20 protein-coding genes are annotated in these 21791 nt (G+C 59.2%); 11 read left to right on the plus strand and 9 right to left on the minus strand.

Annotated elements, in window-relative coordinates; all coding sequences use genetic code 11:
• Positions 1 to 28 precede the first annotated feature (28 nt).
• The 5 genes from bglX to CDA56_RS19580 all read left to right on the plus strand — a co-directional run bounded on the left by bglX (position 29) and on the right by CDA56_RS19580 (position 6236).
• Positions 29 to 2326, plus strand: a complete 2298-nt coding sequence (gene bglX, locus CDA56_RS19560; protein WP_071846086.1) for a beta-glucosidase BglX — start codon at positions 29 to 31, stop codon at positions 2324 to 2326.
• A gap of 166 nt (positions 2327 to 2492) precedes the next feature.
• Entirely contained in the window at positions 2493 to 3410 is a 918-nt protein-coding gene (gene osmF / locus CDA56_RS19565; protein ID WP_014839043.1) for a glycine betaine ABC transporter substrate-binding protein OsmF, read from the plus strand.
• 7 nt (positions 3411 to 3417) lie between these two features.
• Positions 3418 to 4575, plus strand: coding sequence for an ABC transporter permease (locus tag CDA56_RS19570; RefSeq protein ID WP_025106765.1), 1158 nt, complete (start codon positions 3418 to 3420; stop codon positions 4573 to 4575).
• Positions 4568 to 5515, plus strand: a complete 948-nt coding sequence (locus CDA56_RS19575) for an ABC transporter ATP-binding protein (RefSeq protein WP_103815409.1) — start codon at positions 4568 to 4570, stop codon at positions 5513 to 5515. The genes CDA56_RS19570 and CDA56_RS19575 overlap by 8 nt, the downstream gene beginning before the upstream one ends.
• Positions 5499 to 6236 (plus strand): ABC transporter permease, encoded by a 738-nt coding sequence (locus CDA56_RS19580; RefSeq protein ID WP_014230132.1) that lies wholly within the window; start codon positions 5499 to 5501, stop codon positions 6234 to 6236. The genes CDA56_RS19575 and CDA56_RS19580 overlap by 17 nt, the downstream gene beginning before the upstream one ends.
• Here the strand turns inward: CDA56_RS19580 and CDA56_RS19585 are convergent.
• The 3 genes from CDA56_RS19585 to CDA56_RS19590 form a co-directional block, all read right to left on the minus strand.
• Entirely contained in the window at positions 6211 to 6324 is a 114-nt protein-coding gene (locus CDA56_RS19585) for a protein YohO (RefSeq protein WP_004103838.1), read from the minus strand. The genes CDA56_RS19580 and CDA56_RS19585 overlap by 26 nt on opposite strands.
• A 104-nt stretch (positions 6325 to 6428) precedes the next feature.
• On the minus strand, positions 6429 to 6695 hold the full coding sequence (locus CDA56_RS30740) for a hypothetical protein (protein ID WP_133163270.1): 267 nt from the start codon (positions 6693 to 6695) through the stop codon (positions 6429 to 6431).
• Between the two features lie 158 nt (positions 6696 to 6853).
• The gene (locus CDA56_RS19590; RefSeq protein WP_103815407.1) at positions 6854 to 7612 is read right to left on the minus strand and encodes a MerR family transcriptional regulator; all 759 of its coding nucleotides are present in this window, start codon (positions 7610 to 7612) and stop codon (positions 6854 to 6856) included.
• Positions 7613 to 7822: 210 nt separating this feature from the next.
• Here CDA56_RS19590 and CDA56_RS19595 point away from each other — a divergent pair, with 210 nt between their 5' ends.
• The 3 genes from CDA56_RS19595 to CDA56_RS19605 are packed head-to-tail and all read left to right on the plus strand — an operon-like array spanning position 7823 to position 10745.
• On the plus strand, positions 7823 to 9511 hold the full coding sequence (locus CDA56_RS19595; RefSeq protein ID WP_004852614.1) for a sensor histidine kinase: 1689 nt from the start codon (positions 7823 to 7825) through the stop codon (positions 9509 to 9511).
• On the plus strand, positions 9505 to 10224 hold the full coding sequence (btsR, locus tag CDA56_RS19600) for a two-component system response regulator BtsR (RefSeq protein ID WP_103815405.1): 720 nt from the start codon (positions 9505 to 9507) through the stop codon (positions 10222 to 10224). The genes CDA56_RS19595 and btsR overlap by 7 nt, the downstream gene beginning before the upstream one ends.
• A 53-nt stretch (positions 10225 to 10277) precedes the next feature.
• A complete protein-coding gene (locus tag CDA56_RS19605) occupies positions 10278 to 10745 on the plus strand; it encodes a YehS family protein (protein ID WP_004852612.1) in 468 nt (155 codons plus the stop codon).
• 87 nt (positions 10746 to 10832) lie between these two features.
• Here CDA56_RS19605 and CDA56_RS19610 read toward each other — a convergent pair whose 3' ends face one another.
• The gene (locus tag CDA56_RS19610) at positions 10833 to 11300 is read right to left on the minus strand and encodes a YehR family lipoprotein (protein WP_014839039.1); all 468 of its coding nucleotides are present in this window, start codon (positions 11298 to 11300) and stop codon (positions 10833 to 10835) included.
• A gap of 198 nt (positions 11301 to 11498) precedes the next feature.
• A complete protein-coding gene (gene metG / locus CDA56_RS19615) occupies positions 11499 to 13532 on the minus strand; it encodes a methionine--tRNA ligase (protein ID WP_103815403.1) in 2034 nt (677 codons plus the stop codon).
• A gap of 151 nt (positions 13533 to 13683) precedes the next feature.
• Here metG and apbC point away from each other — a divergent pair, with 151 nt between their 5' ends.
• Positions 13684 to 14793: an iron-sulfur cluster carrier protein ApbC gene (gene apbC / locus CDA56_RS19620; protein ID WP_004103811.1), complete on the plus strand. Its 1110-nt coding sequence runs from the start codon at positions 13684 to 13686 to the stop codon at positions 14791 to 14793.
• A 349-nt stretch (positions 14794 to 15142) separates the two neighbouring features.
• Positions 15143 to 15472 (plus strand): hypothetical protein, encoded by a 330-nt coding sequence (locus CDA56_RS19625; RefSeq protein ID WP_004852607.1) that lies wholly within the window; start codon positions 15143 to 15145, stop codon positions 15470 to 15472.
• Between the two features lie 54 nt (positions 15473 to 15526).
• On the opposite strand, the gene CDA56_RS19630 is transcribed toward CDA56_RS19625, so the two are convergent.
• Entirely contained in the window at positions 15527 to 15844 is a 318-nt protein-coding gene (locus CDA56_RS19630; protein ID WP_004852605.1) for an RcnB family protein, read from the minus strand.
• A 169-nt stretch (positions 15845 to 16013) separates the two neighbouring features.
• Between CDA56_RS19630 and CDA56_RS19635 the strand changes: the two genes are divergently transcribed.
• On the plus strand, positions 16014 to 16934 hold the full coding sequence (locus CDA56_RS19635) for a LysR family transcriptional regulator (protein ID WP_103815401.1): 921 nt from the start codon (positions 16014 to 16016) through the stop codon (positions 16932 to 16934).
• 325 nt (positions 16935 to 17259) lie between these two features.
• Here CDA56_RS19635 and CDA56_RS19640 read toward each other — a convergent pair whose 3' ends face one another.
• The 3 genes from CDA56_RS19640 to CDA56_RS19650 all read right to left on the minus strand — a co-directional run bounded on the left by CDA56_RS19640 (position 17260) and on the right by CDA56_RS19650 (position 21749).
• Positions 17260 to 18240 (minus strand): IS110 family RNA-guided transposase, encoded by a 981-nt coding sequence (locus CDA56_RS19640; RefSeq protein ID WP_057174408.1) that lies wholly within the window; start codon positions 18238 to 18240, stop codon positions 17260 to 17262.
• A gap of 351 nt (positions 18241 to 18591) precedes the next feature.
• The gene (locus CDA56_RS19645) at positions 18592 to 19935 is read right to left on the minus strand and encodes an NCS2 family permease (protein WP_047723259.1); all 1344 of its coding nucleotides are present in this window, start codon (positions 19933 to 19935) and stop codon (positions 18592 to 18594) included.
• A gap of 2 nt (positions 19936 to 19937) precedes the next feature.
• The gene (locus tag CDA56_RS19650; RefSeq protein ID WP_102803382.1) at positions 19938 to 21749 is read right to left on the minus strand and encodes an adenine deaminase; all 1812 of its coding nucleotides are present in this window, start codon (positions 21747 to 21749) and stop codon (positions 19938 to 19940) included.
• Positions 21750 to 21791 lie beyond the last annotated feature (42 nt).

Raw genomic sequence — 21791 nt, forward strand, 5'->3', positions numbered from 1 at the left:
TGGTCGACTGGAACAATGAGGGATAAAAATGAAATGGCTTTGTACTGTAGGCGTCGCTGTGAGCCTGGCGCTGCAACCGGCGCTGGCGGATGAATTGTTCGGCAATCATCCCCTAACGCCGCAGGCGCGGGATGCGTTTGTGACGGAACTGCTGACGAAAATGACGGTGGATGAAAAAATCGGTCAGCTGCGCTTAATTAGCGTCGGCCCGGATAACCCGAAAGAGGCCATCCGCGAGATGATCAAAGAAGGCCAGGTGGGGGCGATTTTTAACACCGTGACCCGCCATGATATCCGCATTATGCAGGATCAGGTGATGGAACTCAGCCGCCTGAAAATCCCGCTCTTTTTCGCCTATGACGTGCTCCACGGCCAGCGTACCGTCTTTCCGATTAGCCTTGGCCTGGCCTCCTCTTTTAACCTCGACGCGGTGAACACCGTCGGGCGGGTGTCGGCTTACGAAGCGGCCGATGATGGCCTGAACATGACCTGGGCGCCGATGGTCGACGTCTCCCGCGACCCGCGCTGGGGCCGCGCTTCGGAAGGGTTCGGGGAAGATACCTACCTGACCACCGAGATGGGCAGGGCGATGGTGGAGTCGATGCAGGGGAAAAGCCCGGCGGATCGCTACTCGGTGATGACCAGCGTCAAGCACTTTGCCGCCTACGGCGCGGTCGAAGGCGGCAAAGAGTACAACACCGTTGATATGAGCCCGCAGCGCCTGTTCAACGACTATATGCCGCCCTACAAAGCGGGGCTGGATGCGGGCAGCGGCGCGGTTATGGTGGCGCTCAACTCGCTCAACGGTACCCCGGCGACCTCCGACGCCTGGCTGCTTAAGGACGTGCTGCGCGACCAGTGGGGCTTTAAAGGCATCACCGTCTCCGACCATGGCGCTATCAAAGAGCTGATCAAACACGGCGTGGCGTCGGACCCGGAAGACGCGGTGCGCGTGGCGCTGAAGTCCGGCATCAATATGAGCATGAGCGACGAGTACTACAGCAAGTATCTGCCGGGACTGGTGAAATCCGGTAAGGTGACAATGGCGGAGCTGGATGACGCGACCCGCCACGTGCTGAACGTGAAATATGATATGGGCCTGTTTAACGACCCGTATAGCCACCTGGGGCCGAAAGATTCCGATCCGCAGGATACCAACGCCGAAAGCCGCCTGCATCGCAAAGAAGCGCGCGAAGTGGCGCGCGAAAGCCTGGTGCTGCTGAAAAACCGCCTCGATACGCTGCCGTTGAAAAAATCGGGCACTATCGCGGTAATCGGCGCGCTGGCCGACAGCAAGCGCGACATGATGGGCAGCTGGTCGGCGGCGGGCGTGGCCGATCAGTCGGTCACCGTACTGACCGGTTTGCAGAACGCGCTGGGCGACAAAGGCAAGATTATCTATGCCAAAGGCGCTAACGTCACTGACGATAAAGGCATCGTCGACTTCCTCAATCTGTACGAGAAAGCGGTGCAGGTTGACTCGCGCTCGCCGCAGGAGATGATTGACGAAGCCGTGGCGGCGGCGAAGCAGTCTGACGTGGTGGTTGCCGTGGTTGGCGAGGCGCAGGGCATGGCCCACGAAGCCTCCAGCCGCACCGACATCACCCTGCCGCCGAGCCAGCGCGCTCTGATTAGCGCGCTGAAAGCGACCGGTAAACCGCTGGTGCTGGTGCTAATGAACGGTCGTCCGCTGGCGCTGGTGAAAGAGGATCAGCAGGCTGATGCGATCCTCGAAACCTGGTTTGCCGGTACCGAAGGCGGCAACGCCATTGCCGATGTGCTGTTCGGCGACTACAACCCGTCTGGCAAGCTGCCCATGTCCTTCCCGCGCTCGGTCGGGCAGATCCCGACCTACTACAGCCATCTCAACACCGGTCGCCCGTACAATGCGGATAAGCCAAACAAGTACACCTCGCGCTACTTTGATGAAGCCAACGGCCCGCTCTATCCGTTTGGCTACGGCCTGAGCTACACCACCTTTAGCGTTTCCGACGTGAAAATGTCGGCGCCGACCCTGCAGCGCGACGGCAGCGTGACCGCCAGCGTGCAGGTAACCAATACCGGCAAGCGCGAAGGGGCGACGGTGATTCAGCTTTATCTGCAGGACGTTACCGCTTCCATGAGCCGTCCGGTGAAAATGCTGCGCGGCTTTAAAAAGGTGACCCTCAAGCCGGGCGAGACGCAAACCGTCAGCTTCCCGATTGACGTTGAAGCGCTGAAGTTCTGGAACCAGCAGATGAAGTACGACGCCGAGCCGGGTAAATTCAACGTCTTTATCGGCGTCGACTCCGCCCGCGTGAAGCAGAGCGAGTTTGAACTGCTGTAATGGTGATTTGTCGCCCGGGTAAGGCTGCGGCCGCCACCCGGGAACAGGCATTCCTTACCCCAAAGGCCGATTTATCGGCCTTTTCTTTTTCCGCTCCGCCCCAAATGAACTACGCTTTTTGCTTAAGCTCCTGTTAATGGAGCGCAAATTAAAGAGGGACGTGAGGATGATTAAGGCAAGTATGTGGTCCGGCACGCTGGCGCTGGCGGCCCTGATAAGCCTGCCGCTGCAGGCGGCGGAGCCGGTTAAGGTCGGCTCAAAAATTGACACCGAAGGGGCGCTGCTCGGCAATATTATTTTGCAGGTTCTGGAAAGCCATGGGGTGAAAACCGTCAATAAAATCCAGCTCGGCACCACCCCGGTGGTGCGCGGGGCGATAACCGCCGGAGAGCTGGACATTTACCCGGAATATACCGGCAACGGCGCGTTCTTCTTCAAAGAGGAGAACGACCCGGCGTGGAAAAACGCGCAGCAGGGATACGAAAAAGTTAAAAAGCTGGATGCGGAAAAGAATAAGCTCATCTGGCTTACCCCGGCTCCGGCCAACAACACCTGGACTATCGCCGTCCGTCAGGATCTGGCGGAGAAAAACCACCTCGCCTCATTAAGCGACCTTGCCGGCTATCTGAAAAAGGGCGGTGACTTTAAGCTGGCCGCCTCGGCGGAATTTATTGAACGGCCGGACGCGCTGCCGGCGTTTGAAAAAGCCTACGACTTCACGCTCAAGCAAAATCAGCTGCTGTCGCTGGCGGGCGGCGATACGGCGGTCACCATCAAAGCGGCGGCGCAGCAAACCTCCGGCGTGAATGCGGCGATGGCCTACGGTACCGATGGCCCGGTCGCCGCGCTGGGTCTGCAAACCCTGAGCGACCCGAAGGGCGTGCAGCCGATTTATGCGCCCACGCCGGTCGTACGTGAAGCGGTGTTAAAAGCGTATCCGCAGATAGCCGACTGGCTACAGCCGGTCTTCGCCAGCCTGGATGAAAAGACGCTGCAAAAGCTGAACGCCAGTATTGCGGTTGAGGGCCTGGATGCGAAGAAAGTCGCCGCCGACTATCTGCAACAGAAAGGGCTGCTGAAGTAGGGCGCGCGTGACCACTCGTTGCTGTAACCGGGTTGCGCTGCTGCTGGCATTCCTCCTGCTGCTGGCGATGGCGCTGCCGTTTATCAACTATGCGCCTAACCGGCTGTTATCGGGCGAGGGGCGCTGGCTATGGCAGGTCTGGCCGTGGCTGGCGGGCGTACAGGGGGCGGCAGGGCTGCTGATAGCGCTGCTGAGCTGGCGTCCCGGGCGTCTCCCGCTGCTGGTTATCTTCCTGCTGGCGGATCTGCTGCTGCCTTTATTGCTGTGGGGAGCCGGCAGTGCGGCGGTACAGCTGGCTCAGAGCGGTTCTCCGCTGGCCCGCACCTCGCCGGGAAGCGGCCTGTGGCTGGCGCTGGCCCTGTGCCTGCTTATCGCCAGCGATGCCGTTCGTCGCCTGACGACCCGAGCCCTGTGGCGCTGGCTGCTGAACGCGCAGGTCTGGCTGCTGCCCGCGCTGCTGCTGGGGCTCGGCGCGCTCGATGGCCTCTCTTTGCTGAAAGAGTATTTCAATCGCCGCGAGGTGTTTGACGATGCGCTGTCCCAGCATGTGACGCTGCTGTTGGGGACCCTGCTGCCGGGGCTGCTGATTGGCTTGCCCGTTGGCGTCTGGCTCTGGCGCTACCCCCGCTGGCAATCGCCGGTTTTTGCCGTTCTCAACGTGATTCAGACCGTTCCCTCCGTCGCGCTTTTTGGCCTGCTTATCGCGCCGCTGGCCGGGCTGGCGCGCCAGTTTCCGTCGCTGGCGCAGCTCGGCGTTTCCGGTACCGGCATCACGCCGGCGCTGATTGCGCTAGTACTGTATGCGCTATTGCCGCTGGTGCGCGGGGTGACGATCGGCCTTCAGCAGGTGCCGCGCGAAGCGCTGGAGAGCGCGACGGCGATGGGGATGAGCGGCGTGCAGCGCTTTCGTCAGGTACAGCTACCGCTGGCGTTGCCGGTGCTGTTGCGCAGCCTGCGGGTGGTCAGCGTACAAACCGTGGGTATGGCGGTGGTGGCGGCCCTGATTGGCGCGGGCGGCTTCGGCGCGCTGGTTTTCCAGGGGCTGCTCAGCAGCGCGCTGGATCTGGTGCTGCTGGGGGTTATCCCGACCATCGCGCTGGCGGTGGTGGTGGATGCGTTATTCGCGCTGTGGGGCGCATTACTGAAAGGAGAGGCCCGTGATTGAGTTCGACGGCGTCAATAAAGCCTTTGCCGGAGAGCCTGCGGTGAAAAACCTCAATCTGCATCTGCGCGAGGGGGCATTTTCGGTGCTGATTGGCACCTCCGGCTCGGGGAAGTCGACCACGCTGAAGATGATTAATCGCCTGGTGGAGCACGACAGCGGGACGATCCGTTTCGCCGGGCAGGATATTCGCCAGCAGCCGGTGCTCGAACTGCGCCGCAGAATGGGCTACGCCATCCAGTCCATCGGCCTGTTCCCCCACTGGACGGTGGCGCAGAACATTGCCACCGTCCCGCAGCTGCAAAAGTGGTCGCAGCAGAAGACCCAGGCGCGGGTCGATGAGCTGATGGCCTTGCTGGGGCTGGAGCCGGGCCTGCGCGAACGCTACCCGCATCAGCTTTCCGGCGGCCAGCAGCAGCGCGTCGGCGTGGCGCGCGCGCTGGCGGCCAACCCGGAAGTGCTGCTGATGGATGAACCCTTCGGCGCGCTCGATCCGGTGACGCGCGAAGCCTTGCAGCAGGAGATGATCCGCATTCATCGCCTGCTGGGACGCACTATTGTGCTGGTGACTCACGATATCGATGAGGCGCTGCGGCTGGCGGACCATCTGGTGTTGATGGACGGCGGCGAAGTGGTACAGCAGGGCGAGCCGCTGCAGATGCTGCTTGAGCCAAAAAATGCGTTTGTGGAGACGTTCTTTGGCCGTAGCGAACTGGGCGTGCGCCTGCTGTCGCTACGCGGCGTGAGTGATTATCTGCGCCGCGATGAGCGCCTGGCGGGGGATGCGTTAAACGTGACGATGACCCTGCGCGAGGCGCTGTCGCAGTTCGTTGCTCATCGCCGCGAGGTGCTGCCGGTGGTCGATGAGCAGGGAGAGGCCTGCGGGACGCTGCATTTTGCCGACCTGCTGCGCGAGGAGGCCCGGCGTGAAGGTGCTGCGTGATCCGCTGCTGTGGCTCAGCGCCATGTTTATCGCGCTGCTGCTGGCGTTGCCCTACAGCGCGCCGCTGTTCAGCGCGCTGTTTCCCGAACTGCCGCGTCCGGTTTATCAGCAGGAGAGTTTTGTTTCTCTTACCCTGGCGCACTTTTGGCTGGTGGCGCTCTCCAGCCTCGCGGCTACGGTGGTAGGCGTCGTCGCCGGGATTGCGGTTACCCGTCCGGCGGGGCATGAGTTTCGCCCGCTGGTGGAGACGATTGCCGCAATGGGGCAGACGTTTCCGCCGGTCGCGGTGCTGGCGATTGCGGTTCCGGTGATGGGGTTTGGCTGGCAGCCCGCGCTTATTGCGCTGGTGCTGTACGGCATCTTACCGGTTTTGCAGGGCACGCTGGCCGGGATTGGGGCGGTACCGTCCGGTGTGTTAGCTATCGCTCAGGGAATGGGGATGACCGGCTGGCAGAGGCTGATAAAAGTTGAGCTGCCGCTGGCGGCGCCGGTGATGCTGGCCGGAATTCGTACCTCGACCATCGTCAATATCGGTACGGCGACCATTGCTTCAACCGTCGGCGCGAATACGCTCGGCACGCCGATTGTTATCGGCCTCAGCGGATTTAATACCGCTTATGTGATTCAGGGGGCGCTGCTGGTGGCGCTGGCGGCGATTATCGTCGACCGGGGGTTTGAACGGCTGAACCGGCGAATCAGCCGACACCACCGCGAACAATAAATGAATAACCGGCCAGCATCACGCCGCCGATGCCGCTGATGGCCATAAATAAGAACAGGGTAATCACCGCAATTTTCGCTGGCTTCATAATAGGCTCCTGATGTTAACGCAGGGATTATACGGTGAAGCGCAGGTGTTAATAAAACATTAATTGCTTTTTAGCTACGACAACCCCCCCGGCTTGCGCTGCGCTTAGCCGGGATACAGGTTCATCACCGTCTGCGGGCCGGTAGCCCGGGTAAGGCGTTTACGCCGCAACCCGGGGGATGTGCCGCGACATGGCATTGCTGCGGTTTCTACCCGGCTTGCGCTGCGCTTAGCCGGGCTACGGTTCATCACCGTCTGCGGGCCGGTAGCCCGGGTAAGGCATTTACGCCGCAACCCGGGGAATGTGCCGCGACGTGGCATTGCTGCGGCTTCTACCCGGCTTGCGCTGCGCTTAGCCGGGCTACGGTTCATCACCGTCTGCGGGCCGGTAGCCCGGGTAAGGCGTTTACGCCGCAACCCGGGGAATGTGCCGCGACATGGCATTGCTGCGGCTTCTACCCGGCTTGCGCTGCGCTTAGCCGGGCTACCGGGCCACAGATTGCTGGTAACCCGTAGCCCGGACAGGCGCGTCAGGCGCCGCCTCCGGGAGACGTGGCGGTGGCGTGATTCAGCCAGATAATCTGCCCCTGCTGCTCCCAGAGGCGCATTTGATTGACCTGGGCGCTACAGGGCGCTTCTCCACACCAGACCATCAGCGTACTCTCCGGGAAAAGCTCCGGCCGGAGCTGGTTCAGCGAATGGGCGAGAATGTCCACCCGCCAGCCCTGTTCGCTGGCTATCCAGCCCTCCAGCCATAGCCGGGTGATATCGTTCACATTCCAGCCGATAATCAGCGCATGGCTGCCGGGATATTTTGCCGTGGATGAAAGAGTGCGGGCGATATGATTAATCAGAATACCATCAAGGATGCCCCGTAGCGCCAGCAGCGTGGGCTGCGGGCTAAGCAGGCGCTGGCGTAAAGGATTAATCAGGTGCTTCACCAGAATTTGCGCTGACTCGCTGTGGTTGCGCTCCTTAAGCCACATACGCAGGCGATGATAGCTACCGTTTTGCAGATAACCGAGCAAAATTTCCTGCTGCTTGCGCCAGCCGTCAGCCATCTCCTGCTCATTATCCATCAGCAGCGTTTTCACTTTCCCCACCTGCACGCCGGAGTCAATCCACCGTTTAATTTCGCGAATCCGGTCTATCTCATATTCGTTGAACAGGCGGTGGCCGCCGTCGGTACGCTGGGGTTTCAGTAATCCGTAGCGCCGCTGCCAGGCGCGTAACGTCACGGGATTGATATCGCAAAGCTGGGCCACTTCGCCGATTGTATAAAGCGCCATTTTCTCCTCCCGCTGTGTTCTCCTCCATTAACTGTAGAAGCTGTTTGCCGAAGCGGGAATTTTTGTCTGTTTTTTGTACAGATTTGGCCCAGCGAGACGCGAAGAAATGTGATCCTGAACATGAATTATCATTTTCATGTATTGCTTCAAAGAAAGTTATAAGCAAGCAGTGTATGTTACGCGCTTTCAAATGAAGTGTGGTCTGCGGGTATGTACGAGTTTGATCTGGTGTTGCTGCTGCTTCAGCAGATGTGCGTGTTTTTGGTCATTGCGTGGCTGATGAGCAAAACGCGGCTGTTCATCCCGTTAATGCAGGTCACCGTCCGGCTGCCGCATAAGCTCCTGTGCTACGTAACCTTCTCCATTTTCTGCATCCTCGGTACCTACTTCGGGCTGCATATCGAAGACTCGATCGCCAATACGCGCGCCATCGGCGCGGTGATGGGGGGCCTGCTGGGCGGGCCGGTGGTTGGCGGCCTGGTGGGGCTGACCGGCGGGCTTCACCGCTACTCGCTGGGCGGTATGACCGCGCTAAGCTGTATGGTATCCACCATCGTAGAAGGGCTACTCGGCGGGCTGGTACACAGTATTCTGGTCAAACGCGGGCGGCCGGACAAAGTCTTCAGCCCGCTCACCGCCGGCGCGATCACCTTTTTCGCCGAGATGGTGCAGATGCTGATTATTCTGCTTATCGCTCGCCCGTTCGAAGATGCCCTGCATCTGGTACAAAGCATCGCCGCGCCCATGATGGTCACCAACACCGTCGGGGCGGCGCTATTTATGCGCATCCTGCTGGATAAGCGAGCGATGTTTGAAAAATATACCTCGGCCTTCTCGGCTACGGCGCTGAAGGTCGCCGCTTCGACGGAGGGGATCCTGCGCCAGGGGTTCAACGAAGAGAACAGCATGAAGGTCGCGCAGGTGCTGATCCAGGAGCTGGATATCGGCGCGGTGGCGATAACCGATCGCGACAAGCTGCTGGCGTTTACCGGGATCGGCGACGATCACCACCTCCCGGGCAAACCCATCTCTTCGCTCTATACCCAAAAGGCGATAGATACCGGCGAAGTCGTTTACGCCGACGGCAACGAGGTGCCTTATCGCTGCTCGATTCATCCGAACTGCAAGCTGGGCTCGACGCTGGTTATCCCGCTGCGCGGCGAAAATCAGCGGGTCATCGGTACCATTAAACTCTATGAAGCGAAAAACCGCCTGTTTAGCTCCATCAACCGCACGCTGGGGGAGGGAATTGCGCAGCTGCTGTCGGCGCAGATCCTGGCCGGACAGTATGAGCGGCAAAAGGCGCTGCTGACGCAGTCGGAAATCAAGCTGCTGCACGCCCAGGTGAACCCGCACTTCCTGTTCAACGCGCTGAATACGCTAAAAGCGGTGATTCGCCGCGATAGCGACCAGGCCGGGCAGCTGGTGCAGTACCTGTCGACCTTTTTCCGCAAAAACCTGAAACGACCAGCGGAGATCGTGACCCTGGCCGATGAGATCGAACATGTGAACGCCTATTTGCAGATTGAGAAAGCGCGTTTTCAGACCAATTTGCAGATTCATATGCTGGTGCCCGAGGCGCTGGGGCAGCATCAGCTACCGGCGTTTACCCTGCAGCCAATCGTCGAAAACGCAATTAAACACGGGACTTCGCAGCACCTTGGGGTGGGCGAAATCACCATCCGCGCCAGTCAGCAAGAGCGCTGGCTGCAGCTGGATATTGAAGATAATGCCGGGCTGTACCAGGACAAACCCAGCGCCAGCGGGCTGGGCATGAACCTGGTCGACCGCAGGCTGCGGGCGCGCTTTGGCACCGACTGCGGGATCACCGTAACCTGCGAGCCGGAATGTTTTACCCGCGTCACGCTGAGACTGCCTCTGGAGGAAAGCGCATGTTAAAAGTATTAATTGTCGACGACGAGCCGCTGGCGCGTGAAAACCTGCGTATTTTGCTGGAGACCCAGTCTGATATTGAGATCGTTGGCGAATGCGGGAATGCCGTCGAGGCGATTGGCGCGGTACATAAGCTGCGCCCGGACGTGCTGTTTCTGGATATCCAGATGCCGCGCATCAGCGGTCTGGAGATGGTCGGCATGCTCGATCCGCAGCATCGGCCCTATATCGTGTTCCTCACCGCGTTTGACGAGTACGCGGTGAAGGCCTTTGAAGAGCACGCGTTTGATTATTTACTCAAGCCGATTGAGTCCGCCCGGCTGGAAAAAACGCTCTTTCGCCTGCGCCAGGAACGCAGCCTGCAGGATATGACCGTGCTCGACGATACCCAGCAGGCGCTAAAGTATATTCCCTGCACCGGACACAGCCGGATCTGGCTGCTGCAGATGGAAGACGTGGCCTTCGTCAGCAGCCGGATGAGCGGGATTTACGTGACCGACCGCGAAGGGAAGGAGGGCTTTACCGAGCTCACCCTGCGCACGCTCGAGAGCCGAACGCCGCTGCTGCGCTGCCATCGTCAGTACCTGGTCAACATGTCCCATCTCAAGGAGATCCGCTTTGAGGAGAACGGCCAGGCGGAGCTGCTGATGCGCGCCGGGCAAACGGTGCCGGTCAGCCGCCGCTACCTGAAGAGCCTGAAAGAGGCGATTGGGCTGTAAAACGGCGGAATCGTGATAGACTTAGCGGCAGATTTTTTCATCATGAAGGCAATATGATCAGTAACGATATTCTCCGTAGCCTGCGCTACACCCTGAAAACCAATAACAGCGGCCTGGTTCGTATTTTTGCCCTGGCGGATGCGCCGGTCAGCGCGGAACAGCTGGTTCCCTGGCTGAAAAAAGAAGACGAAGAGGGGTTTGTGCGCTGCCCGGATATCGTGCTGTCGAATTTCCTCAACGGCCTGATTTACGACAAACGTGGTAAAGATGCGTCCGCGCCGCCGCTGGCGGTCGAACGCCGGGTGAATAATAATATCGTGCTGAAAAAGCTGCGTATTGCCTTCTCCCTGAAGACGGATGATATTCTCGCTATCCTCACCCAGCAGAAATTCCGCGTCTCGATGCCGGAAATCACCGCCATGATGCGCGCCCCGGATCATAAAAACTTCCGCGAATGCGGCGACCAGTTCCTGCGCTACTTTCTGCGCGGACTGACCGAGCGCGAACACGCGAAATCCTGATATGCCTCCCCGGCTTGCGGCGTAAACGCCTGAGCCGGCTCCGTAGCCCGGCTCAGCGCAGCGCAAGCCGGGAGTACTCCGCACCAGTCAGGGCTGTTTCACTTCTTTAAAACCCTGCGATTTCAGCAATTTCTCCGACTCGCTCAGCGAAATGAACTTTTGTGAACAGTCGGAAAAACTGGCCCCCGGCAAGTGACACAGCTCGCTGATTTTAGCCTGATTAAAGTCGATGGAGAGGTGTTCCTGCGCGACGTTCTCTTTATAGTCGACGCTGTGGGTAACGCCTTTGATTTTGCTGTAGGCCTCGCCGATAGGGTCGATGACCTTGCGCGCCTGCTCTTCGTTACTTACCCCGAGAGATTGATAGGGGATAGTATTCTCCGCGTCCTGGCGGGTGACGACATCGCCTTTGTAGTGATAGATGTAGGTCAGATCAACGCCGTTGATCGTATTGTTAAACGTTTTGACCTCATCTTTGTTGTTATCGCAGCCGACAAGCGCGGCCATCAATAGCGTGGCGCCCAGAGCGGCGGTCATCCTGCGGTTAAATTTCATTATCATTCCTTGTTAATCAATCATCATCTCTAATTGTATACAGCATTGGGCGATGGTGCCGGGCGTATCCTCGGGAATCGTCGTTTTGCGCTTATGCCAGCGTTTTCTTCTTTCTGCGCCAGCACCCGGCGGGCGATGTCGTCGACAATATCCTGGCGCTCAAAAAAAAGCGCTGCCGGAGCAGCGCTTTATACAGACTTACTTGACCTGCTGGCCCGGCTGAGCCCCGCTGTCCGGGCTGAGCAGGAAGATATCTTTTCCGCCAGGACCTGCGGCCATCACCATGCCTTCAGAGATGCCGAAGCGCATTTTGCGCGGCGCCAGGTTAGCGACCATCACCGTCAGGCGGCCAATCAGCGCCTGCGGATCCGGATAGGCGGAGCGGATGCCGGAGAAGACGTTACGCTTCTCGCCGCCGAGATCCAGCGTCAGGCGCAGCAGCTTATCGGAACCGTCGACGAACTCGGCGTTATCAATCAGCGCGATGCGCATATCCACTTTGGCGAAATCGTCAAAGGTGATAGTTTCCTGAATCGGATCGTCCGCCAGCGGGCCGGTGACCGGCGCTGACAGCGCCTTCACTTCTTCTTTCGACGCTTCGACCAGCGCCTCAACCTGCTTCATTTCGATGCGGTTATACAGCGCTTTAAAGGCGTTAACCTTGTGACCGAGCAGCGGCTGCTGGATAGCATCCCAGCTCAGTTCGCCGTTGAGGAACGCTTCGGCGCGGGCGGCCAGCTGCGGCAGAACCGGCTTCAGCCAGGTCATCAGCACGCGGAACATATTCAGGCCCATGGTGCAGATGGCCTGCAGATCGGCGTCGCGGCCTTCCTGTTTGGCGACCACCCACGGCGCCTGCTCGTCAACGTAGCGGTTTGCCACGTCGGCCAGCGCCATGATTTCGCGGATGGCTTTCCCGAACTCGCGGCTGTCCCACGCATCGCCAATGCTTGCTGCCGCATCGGTGAAGGTTTTATACAGCTGAGGATCGGCCAGCTCGGCGGACAGCATGCCGTCGAAACGCTTGTTGATGAAACCGGCGTTACGCGAGGCAAGGTTAACCACCTTGTTGACGATATCGGCGTTGACGCGCTGCACGAAGTCTTCCAGGTTCAGGTCGATATCATCGATACGCGACGAGAGCTTAGCGGTGTAGTAGTAGCGCAGGCTGTCGGCGTCAAAATGATTCAGCCAGGTGCTGGCCTTAATAAAGGTACCGCGCGACTTGGACATCTTGGCGCCGTTGACCGTCACGTAGCCGTGAACGAACAGGTTGGTCGGTTTGCGGAAGCTGCTGCCTTCCAGCATCGCCGGCCAGAACAGGCTGTGGAAGTAAACGATGTCTTTGCCGATAAAGTGGTACAGCTCGGCGGTAGAGTCTTTCTTCCAGTACTCGTCGAAGCTGGTGGCGTCGCCGCGCTTGTCGCACAGGTTCTTAAAGGAGCCCATGTAGCCGATCGGCGCATCCAGCCAGACGTAGAAGTATTTACCCGGCGCGTTCGGGATTTCGAAGCCGAAGTACGGGGCATCGCGGGAGATATCCCACTGCTGCAGGCCGGACTCGAACCATTCCTGCATTTTATTCGCCACCTGCTCCTGCAGCGCGCCGCTGCGGGTCCACGCCTGCAGCATTTCGCTGAACGACGGCAGGTCGAAGAAGAAGTGCTCGGACTCGCGCATCACCGGCGTCGCGCCGGAGACGACCGATTTCGGCTCGATAAGCTCGGTCGGGCTGTAGGTCGCGCCGCATACTTCGCAGTTATCGCCGTACTGATCCGGTGATTTACACTTCGGACAGGTGCCTTTCACAAAGCGGTCCGGCAGGAACATGCCTTTTTCCGGATCGTAAAGCTGAGAGATGGTGCGGTTTTTGATAAAACCGTTCTCTTTCAGGCGCGTGTAGATGAGCTCCGACAGCTCGCGGTTTTCATCGCTGTGCGTGGAGTGGTAGTTGTCGTAGCTGATGTCGAAGCCAGCAAAATCGGTCTGATGCTCCTGACTCATTTCGCCAATCATCTGCTCCGGAGTAATTCCGAGCTGCTGCGCTTTCAGCATGATCGGGGTGCCGTGGGCGTCGTCGGCGCAGATGAAGTTGACTTCGTGGCCGCGCATTCGCTGGTAACGGACCCAGACATCAGCCTGGATGTGCTCCAGCATGTGGCCGAGGTGGATTGAGCCGTTTGCGTACGGCAGCGCGCACGTTACCAGAATTTTCTTCGCGACTTGAGTCATAGTGGGCATTACATCTTCTATTGTAAAAAGGGGTTTTGATGTTACCGCAAAGGCAATAATTTGGTAAGCCCAAAGCTTATGGTGGGGGAATTATTCCCTTTAAGGTAAACTTAACGCACAAGATTCAACTCACAATAACAAAGGAGTCGGGATGAGTTCGCAATCCCAGGCCAAATCCCCCGAGCGTCTGCGCGCGATGGTCGCCGGGACCCTGGCTAATTTCCAGCACCCAACCCTGAAACATAACCTCACTACGCTGAAGGCGCTGCATCACGTCGCCTGGCTGGACGAGACCGTGCACATTGAAATTCAGATGCCGTTCGTCTGGAACAGCGCGTTTGAAGCGCTGAAGGAGCAGTGCAGCGCCGAGCTGCTGCGCATTACCGGCGCCAAAGCCATTGACTGGAAGCTGACGCACAGCATCGCCACGCTTCAGCGGGTAAAAAATCAGCCGGGCATCAACGGCGTGAAAAACATTATCGCCATCAGCTCCGGCAAGGGCGGGGTGGGTAAATCGTCGACGGCGGTCAACCTCGCGCTGGCGCTGGCGGCGGAAGGGGCGAAAGTCGGCATTCTGGATGCCGATATTTACGGGCCGTCGATTCCGACCATGCTCGGCGCGGAAGATCAGCGTCCGACTTCGCCGGACGGCACCCATATGGCGCCGATTATGAAATTCGGTCTCGCTACCAACTCCATCGGTTATCTGGTGACCGACGACAACGCCATGGTGTGGCGCGGCCCGATGGCCAGCAAGGCGCTGATGCAGATGCTGCAGGAAACGCTGTGGCCGGATCTCGATTATCTGGTACTGGATATGCCGCCGGGCACCGGTGATATTCAGCTGACGCTGGCGCAAAACATTCCGGTCACCGGTGCGGTCGTCGTCACCACGCCGCAGGATATTGCCCTGATCGACGCCAAAAAAGGCATCGTGATGTTTGAAAAAGTCGAGGTACCGGTGCTGGGTATCGTGGAAAACATGAGCATGCATATCTGCAGCAACTGCGGACACCACGAGCCGATTTTCGGTACCGGCGGCGCGCAGAAGCTGGCGGAGAAATATCATACCCAGCTGCTGGGTCAGCTGCCGCTGCATATTACCCTGCGCGAAGACCTCGACAAAGGGACGCCGACGGTGGTTGCGCGTCCGGAAAGTGAGTTTACCGAGACCTACCGCCAGCTGGCCGACCGCGTCGCGGCGCAGCTGTACTGGCAGGGGGAAGTCATTCCCGGAGAGATAGCCTTCCGCGCGGTCTAATCTCCTCACTATCCTGAGCCGCCCGGCGCTTTTCGCCGTGCGGTTTTTTATTTTTTCCGTCCCCGGTTTTCTACCGAGGAGATAATCACCGCGCGAATAATATCGCTGTTAAATATTATTTATTTTTATTCACATTTAGCGATATTGAGATTAATCAATAAAACATATTGCTAACATTGTTTTCCTCTGGCGGTTGTGCGAGCTTTAATAGCAAAGAAGTGACGATTTTAATTCGCCGTGATGAGATTTAATTTTGGCTTTTTATTTGGCGAAACGTGGATGTTATCAGTAATACGTATATAAAAACGATGGAAGGAAAGTATAGCCGTACACATTTCCGGAGTGCATGATGAATAATATTGCTCTAATCGTTAAGTTACGAGAACTACTGGTTATTTTTATGCATACGCGCTCGCTGCCGGAGAAAGCAGCAGACGCGTTGCGTTATTGCCAGGAGCATCTCCCGATAGCTGAGATTCCGATTGGCGCTTATGGTGAGTACAGTGATATTTTTGAACAAATTGTTTTTTTATCGGATGACAAGAGTCGTACGGCCCCGGATGATTTACTGCGTAGCGGCGGCGATCTGATATTAAGTATTTTAATGCTCTATGAGCAGGTTGCTTCATATATTGCCGTCGAGGAATTTATGCAAAAACAGAACCGCTTTAACGAATAGCGCTTTGCCACAAAAAAACGCCAGCGGCAGGGAGAGCGCGCTGGCGTTCAGCTTTTAGCGATGGTAGAAAATCTCGCCATCATAAATTTTGAGGATTTTCCCCTCGGTTTCGGTAATCAGCACGTAGCTTCCGCCCATATAGGTCCAGCGGGTCCCGGCATCCGGCGCAGGCAAATTGCGCTGCTGCCACTGCTTGATGTTGTATTCTGGCGTGAGGTACAGCGGCGGGACGGTATCGCCGATGTGAAATTGTTTGAAGTCCGCGGTGACCCCATCGAGCTCATATTTCTGTATACCTTCGCCGGTCGCCGCCCACGCGCCGCTGGCGCAGGCCAACAGTACGCCCAGAAGCATCATTTTTGTTTTACGCATAATTTCCCCATTATTATCCTGGACACAAAATCGCAGCCTCGTATGATTCCTGATACGTCAAGGGATTGGCAAGCGTTGGTTTGGTTAAAAGTGTAAGCAAACGGTGACGCAGCGCCGTTTTTCATCGGCGCGCGCCTGTTTTGAGAATAATCCGGGTTGAGGAGTGTGTATGTTCCGGCTGGAAGATCTGGCATTGTTTGTCCGCGCTGCGGCGTTAAGCAGCTTCAGCGATGCGGCGCGAGAGGCCGGGCTGCAGCCCGCGCAGGTGAGCGCGGCGATCAAGCGTCTGGAAACGACGCTGAATATTCGTCTTTTTGCCCGTTCTACGCGGAGTTTACGCCTGACGCCGGAAGGCGAAACCTGGCTGCCCTATGCCGCGCAGATGCTTGATACGCTGCACGCGGGGCTGCAAAAAATCAGCACGCCGGATGACGAAGTACGCGGTACGTTACAAATTGCCGTGCCGTCCGACCTGGGGCGCAACTTGCTTCTGCGCGTGTTTCGCGCTTTTCGCCAGAGCCATCCCGCTCTGCGCCTGCGGATACTGTTTTCCGATCATCGGACCGACGTATTTAAAGATCCGGTAGACGTGGCGTTTCGCTACGGCGATAACGACGATGCCTCGTTTATTTCCCTGCCCGTCGCGCCGGAGAACCGCCGGATGCTGGTGGCCTCGCCCGGCTGGATAGCCGAACACGGCGAACCGAAGACGCTGGAAGATTTGGCCCGGCACAATGCGCTGACCTACGTGCTGCGCGGCAGGGCGTTCGATCGCTGGCCGCTGAGCCTGGACGGGAAGGTCCATTACGTGCAGGTTGCCGGCACTATCGTGAGCGATGATGCGGAGGTGATTCGCCGCCTGGCGGTTGCCGGGGAGGGGATCGCGTTCAAATCTGAACTCGACGTCGGGGATGATATTCGTGAAGGGCGGCTCCAGGTGCTGTTGCCGGAGTATCAGGGCGACGTGGTGCCGCTGAATATGATTTGCCCGCACCGCAAGCAGCTTTCGCCTGCGGTACGGCTGCTGTATGAGGCGGTGAAAGAGGCGTGCGAAGCGGTTCATTCCCGCGCGCCCTCTGCGGGCCGCTAGCGCCGACTCGGGAATGGTGCCGGATTATGCATCGGCATGGCTTGTTCCCGGCTCGCGCTGCGCTTAGCCGGGCTACGGGTTCACAGCAATCTGCGGGCCGGTAGCCCGGACAGGTGCGCCAGCGCCGCCTTCGGGAACGGTGTCGGGGGGACGGATCGGCGTGGCTTTTTCCCGGTTCGCGCTGCGCTTAGCCGGGCTACGGATTGGTAGATACTGTGAACGCCTGCAACCATTTTTAGTTGCCGATACTTTCTCCGGCTCCCGGATGACAGGCACACCAACGACAGCACTCTCTGGTGCTGTCGTTTTTTCTCAGGGAACGTTGTTACGCTATCAACAGCTCATGCTGTGAGGCATCGAACGTCTTTCCTGACTTCAGTACTCCATAAGCCACCTGCGCCAGCTTTCGCATCATCGCCCCTATGATGACTTTTGCCCGCTTTCCGCTCTCTTCCAGCCTTTTCCTGAACGCTTTTCCCCACGCCGTATGGTACAGCGCCGATAACGCTGGCATGTATAACGCCTTGCGCAGTTGAACCGGCCCCGCTTTGCTCATCCGGCTCGCCCGCATCACGCTGCTTCCCGACTCATGCTGCACCGGCGTCAGTCCTGCATACGCCGCGAACTGCCGCGCTGTACCGAACTTCAGCCTCAGGCCCGTATACGCCAGCAGAACAGCCGCTGTTTTCTCCCCGATGCCCGGGATACTGTTCAGCAGCTTCCGCCGTCGTTTCATATCCGGGTCGTTATCCGTCAGGTCTTTTATCTGTTTTTCGATACGTGCCAGCTCCGCGCTCAGACATCCCAGCAGGATGTCAATGCTGGCCAGCTGAACCTCCGGCGCGGTTTCTCGCCGGTTTTTCTCCTGCGTCTGCATCTCTGTCAGCGCCTGATGCCTTAACACCAGGGCTTTCAGTGCCCGCTCTGTCGGATGAGGGGCCTCCCAGGCTGACGGGCGTTTTTCCCGGCAGAAGTGAGCCAGCATACGGGCGTCCACTTTGTCAGTTTTACTGCGCAACCCCTCACTCTGTGCGAAAGCTTTACTGAGGGCGGGGTTGATGATGGACACGGTATACCCGGCATCACTCAGATGCGCGGCCGCGTCTTCCATGTAGGTGCTGGTGGACTCCATGCAGACATGGGCACGGTTCACGTCATGGCCGCGAAGCCAGCGGACCAGCGCTTCGTGTCCGGAGAGGGTATTATCAAATTTTTTACAGCGATGCCGGCCATCAGGGCGAAGAATATCGACATCCAGTTTAGCTTTGGCGACATCAATACCGATGAAGTGGAGTTCATTTTCCATAGTGAAACCAACCTTGCAAATACGGGTTACCGGTGAAAGCCGGTCCATGATACTGTCCGGTTTATCACATGAGAAAGAACGGCGGTCCGGTGCAAAGGATCTACGGAACAGGCGCGAAAGCCTAAGCCCGGACACGGCATCCGGACCGCCATCAGAGAGAACTGGCCGGTTCTTTCTGACGGAGTAATCATACAAGCCCGGACAGGCGCGCCAGCGCCGCCTCCGGGACGGTGTAGGGGTGATGCATCGGCGCGGCTTTTTCCCGGTTCGCGCTGCGCTTAGCCGGGCTACGGATTGGTAGCCCGGACAGGTGCGCCAGCGCCGCCTCCGGGAGAACGATCGGTGCGAAGCTTAATGCTTCACCAGCGTGGCAAAGTAGTAGACCAGCGGAATCGCAAGGATCCACAGCCCGATGGGGATTTCCCGCCATTTGCCGGCAATCGTTTTAATCACCACATAAAACAGCAGCCCGCCGGCAATCCCGGTCCCGAAGCTATTGGCAATCAGCGTAATCATCACCATCATCAGCACCGGCAGGCCGTCGGTGAAGTTTGCCAGGTCCACTTTGCGCAGGCCGCTGAACATATTCAGGCCAATGAGGATCAGCGCAGGCGCGGTCGCCTCTTTCGGAATCATCAGCGCCACCGGGGTAAACAGCAGCATCAGGAGGAACATCACCGCCGCCGACAGCGCGGTTAACCCGGTTTTGCCGCCGGCTTCCGCTGCCGCTGAGGATTCAATCAGCGCGGTCGCCGCCGGAATGCCCAGCCAGGGGCCAACGGCCGCGGCGATCGAGTCAACCATAAACGGGCGATTGATATGCGGCATATTGCCTTCCTCATCCAGCAGACCCGCTTCGCCGCCTACCGCCAGCGTGGTGCCCATCGTGGAAAAGAACTCTGAGGCGAAAAAGACGAACAGGAACGGCAGGAAGGCGATATTCAGCGCGCCCAGCATATCGATTTGCCCCAGCACCGGCGTCAGCGAATGCGGCATATCGATAAAGCTGCCCGGGAGTCTGGTGACGCCCATCGGAATGCCGACCAGGGTGGCAAAGAGAATCGCCCACAGAATTGAGCCGGGGATTTTTCTCGCCTGAAGGGCAATGGCCAGAAACAGCCCGCAGAGCGCCACCAGCGCCCCCGGTGAGAGAAAATCGCCGAGCATCAGGGCGTTGGTTTTGGCGTTAGCCAGCACCAGCCCGGCGTTACGGAAACCCAGCACCGCGACAAACAGCCCAATGGAGGCCGTCAGGCCGAGCTTGATCGATTGCGGCACCGAACGGGTCACCACTTCACGCAGGCCGAACCTGGTTAGCAGGAAAAACAGAATCCCCGACCAGCAGGCGATCCCAAGACCAATCTGCCAGCCAATGCCTTCGCTGCCTGCCAGCGTGACGCCGACCAGCACCGAGCCGCCGATGCCCGGCCCGACGATAAACGGCAGGTTGGCATAAAACGCCATCAGCAGCGTGCCGCCGACGAACACCAGAATCGTGCCGGTGGTTGCCGCGCCTTTATCCATCCCGCCAACCGCCAGCAGGCCGGGGATAACCACCAGCAGGTAGGCGGCGGCGAGAAAGCCGGTGATGCCCGCGAGGCATTCGGTGCGCAGCGTGCTGCCGCGGGAATACAAGGCAAAACGGCGCTCCAGCCAGCTTCCTTGCGTGGATGAATGAAGGGTATTGTCGGCCATGCTCAGGCTCCCTGATGATTATTGTTGTGTTTTGTGTGTTCCGGGATTTCCCGGCAGTCTATCAGCGGCTCGACGATCTGGCGGGTGCTGCCGTCGGTCAAACCTAAATCGGTCAAATGCGGTCCGGCGTTACAGGCAAGGCAGGTGCCTTCGATAGCCTTAAATACGCGATAGGGCGGCTCCCAGTCGGCGACCTCCGCGCTCAGGTCGCGAAGCTGGCGGAACTGTCTGGCCAGCTCCGGAGCGGGCAAGTCGGAAAGCATTCCGGCAATCGGCATCGCCACGTGGGCAAGGATTTTTCCCTGCTGAGACAGCGCCATACCGCCGCCGGAGGCGATCAGGCGGTTTGCCGCCAGCGCCATCTCGTCGGCATCGCGGCCGAGCACCACCAGGTTGTGGGAATCGTGGGAGTAGCTGGTGGCGATGGCGCCGCGCAGCTCGCCCCAGCCTTCCAGCAGCGCAATTTGCGGCGTCGCCTGGTGACGACCGTGGCGGTGCTTAACCCAAATCAGGCTAAACCCGTCCGGGATTTGCACCCGGCCATCGCGGACCTGCACCTCAACCTCTCCCCACTGGGTAAAGCGCGCGCCGCGAATATGCCGCAGGCGGGCGACGCCGTGGCGAATCGCGCCGACGCGGAGGATAAAATCGTCAGGGCTGAGCGGCGGCATCTGCAGGGTATCGCGCGGCGGGGTAATACCCGCCGCCGGCGGAATCGACTCAAGCAGTGCGCCCTCGCGGGCAATCAGCTTCCCGGCGACGTACACCTCCCGCGCGTCGAGCTTTTCTAATGAATCAAAAACCACCAGATCGGCGCGGCGTCCGGCGGCAATCAGCCCCAGATCGTTACGTTGCAGACGGATCGCCGCGTTTAAGGTGGCGAAGCGCAGGACGTCGGTGGCCGGCAGTCCGTGCTCAATCAGCAGGTTGAGCAGGGCGATAATGCCGCCTTTTTCCAGCAGCATATCCGGTGGCACATCGTCGGTGCAGACGGTGATTTGCGAGGAGAGATGCGGCAGCGTTTTCAGCGCGGTAACGATATCCGGCAGCAGGTAAGGGTGCGAGCCGCGAATTTCGATAGTCAGCCCGGCGCGCAGTTTTTCCAGCGCATCGTCCGCCGAGGTGAGCTCGTGATCGGAGGTGACCCCGGCTGCAAGGTAGGCCTGCAGATCCGCGCCGCGCAAACCGCGGGCGTGGCCTTCGATCAGCTTGCCGCTGTTGAGACCGGCCTGGATAATCTCCTGCATCCGCTCGCTGCCGTGCAGCACGCCGTGCATATCCATCACTTCGGCGACGCCGCAAACTTCCGGCCAGGCCAGCATGGTTTCCATCTCCGCGCCGGCAAAATCGGCGCCGGACATCTCCAGTCCCGGCGTCGACGGCACGCTGGACGGCGCCGCGACCATCACCTGCAGCGGCAGATGGCGGCTGGCGGCGACGGCGTAGCGCACGCCTTCGACGCCCAGCACGTTGGCCAGCTCGTGCGGGTCCCAGAATACCGCCGTGGTGCCCTGAGCCAGGACGATTTCGGCATAGCGTTCAGGCGGCAGGTGGGAGCTTTCAAGGTGGACGTGCGTGTCCATCAGCCCCGGCGACAGGAAATATCCCGCCAGCGAGCGGCGTTCGTGGGCATCGGAGCGGCTGCCGCGCGGGTGCACGCTGGCGATGGTTTCGCCGACGATCCCGACGTCGGCCTCGCGGATCTCTCCGGTGGCCATATCGACAATCTGCGCGTCGGTTAATAAGAGATCGAACGGGGATTCGCCGCGTGCGGCCTGCACGGCGCGGCGGCGGGTTTCAGCACTGCTGGACATAACAACTCCGGCACAAGGATAATGGGGATACTCTAGGGGCAG

The sequence above is a fragment of the Klebsiella michiganensis genome (genome assembly GCF_002925905.1).
In the GTDB taxonomy this organism is placed as follows: Bacteria; Pseudomonadota; Gammaproteobacteria; order Enterobacterales; family Enterobacteriaceae; genus Klebsiella; species Klebsiella michiganensis.

What these genes read in the sequence shown, in the direction of transcription:
- bglX (WP_071846086.1), top strand. Translation starts at nt 29, where the DNA reads ATGAAATGGCTTTGTACTGTAGGCGTCGCTGTGAGCCTGGCGCTGCAA.
- osmF (WP_014839043.1), top strand. Translation starts at nt 2,493, where the DNA reads ATGATTAAGGCAAGTATGTGGTCCGGCACGCTGGCGCTGGCGGCCCTG.
- CDA56_RS19585 (WP_004103838.1), bottom strand. Translation starts at nt 6,324, where the DNA reads ATGAAGCCAGCGAAAATTGCGGTGATTACCCTGTTCTTATTTATGGCC.
- CDA56_RS30740 (WP_133163270.1), bottom strand. Translation starts at nt 6,695, where the DNA reads ATGAACCGTAGCCCGGCTAAGCGCAGCGCAAGCCGGGTAGAAGCCGCA.
- CDA56_RS19590 (WP_103815407.1), bottom strand. Translation starts at nt 7,612, where the DNA reads ATGGCGCTTTATACAATCGGCGAAGTGGCCCAGCTTTGCGATATCAAT.
- CDA56_RS19595 (WP_004852614.1), top strand. Translation starts at nt 7,823, where the DNA reads ATGTACGAGTTTGATCTGGTGTTGCTGCTGCTTCAGCAGATGTGCGTG.
- btsR (WP_103815405.1), top strand. Translation starts at nt 9,505, where the DNA reads ATGTTAAAAGTATTAATTGTCGACGACGAGCCGCTGGCGCGTGAAAAC.
- CDA56_RS19605 (WP_004852612.1), top strand. Translation starts at nt 10,278, where the DNA reads ATGATCAGTAACGATATTCTCCGTAGCCTGCGCTACACCCTGAAAACC.
- CDA56_RS19610 (WP_014839039.1), bottom strand. Translation starts at nt 11,300, where the DNA reads ATGAAATTTAACCGCAGGATGACCGCCGCTCTGGGCGCCACGCTATTG.
- metG (WP_103815403.1), bottom strand. Translation starts at nt 13,532, where the DNA reads ATGACTCAAGTCGCGAAGAAAATTCTGGTAACGTGCGCGCTGCCGTAC.
- apbC (WP_004103811.1), top strand. Translation starts at nt 13,684, where the DNA reads ATGAGTTCGCAATCCCAGGCCAAATCCCCCGAGCGTCTGCGCGCGATG.
- CDA56_RS19625 (WP_004852607.1), top strand. Translation starts at nt 15,143, where the DNA reads ATGAATAATATTGCTCTAATCGTTAAGTTACGAGAACTACTGGTTATT.
- CDA56_RS19630 (WP_004852605.1), bottom strand. Translation starts at nt 15,844, where the DNA reads ATGCGTAAAACAAAAATGATGCTTCTGGGCGTACTGTTGGCCTGCGCC.
- CDA56_RS19635 (WP_103815401.1), top strand. Translation starts at nt 16,014, where the DNA reads ATGTTCCGGCTGGAAGATCTGGCATTGTTTGTCCGCGCTGCGGCGTTA.
- CDA56_RS19640 (WP_057174408.1), bottom strand. Translation starts at nt 18,240, where the DNA reads ATGGAAAATGAACTCCACTTCATCGGTATTGATGTCGCCAAAGCTAAA.
- CDA56_RS19645 (WP_047723259.1), bottom strand. Translation starts at nt 19,935, where the DNA reads ATGGCCGACAATACCCTTCATTCATCCACGCAAGGAAGCTGGCTGGAG.
- CDA56_RS19650 (WP_102803382.1), bottom strand. Translation starts at nt 21,749, where the DNA reads ATGTCCAGCAGTGCTGAAACCCGCCGCCGCGCCGTGCAGGCCGCACGC.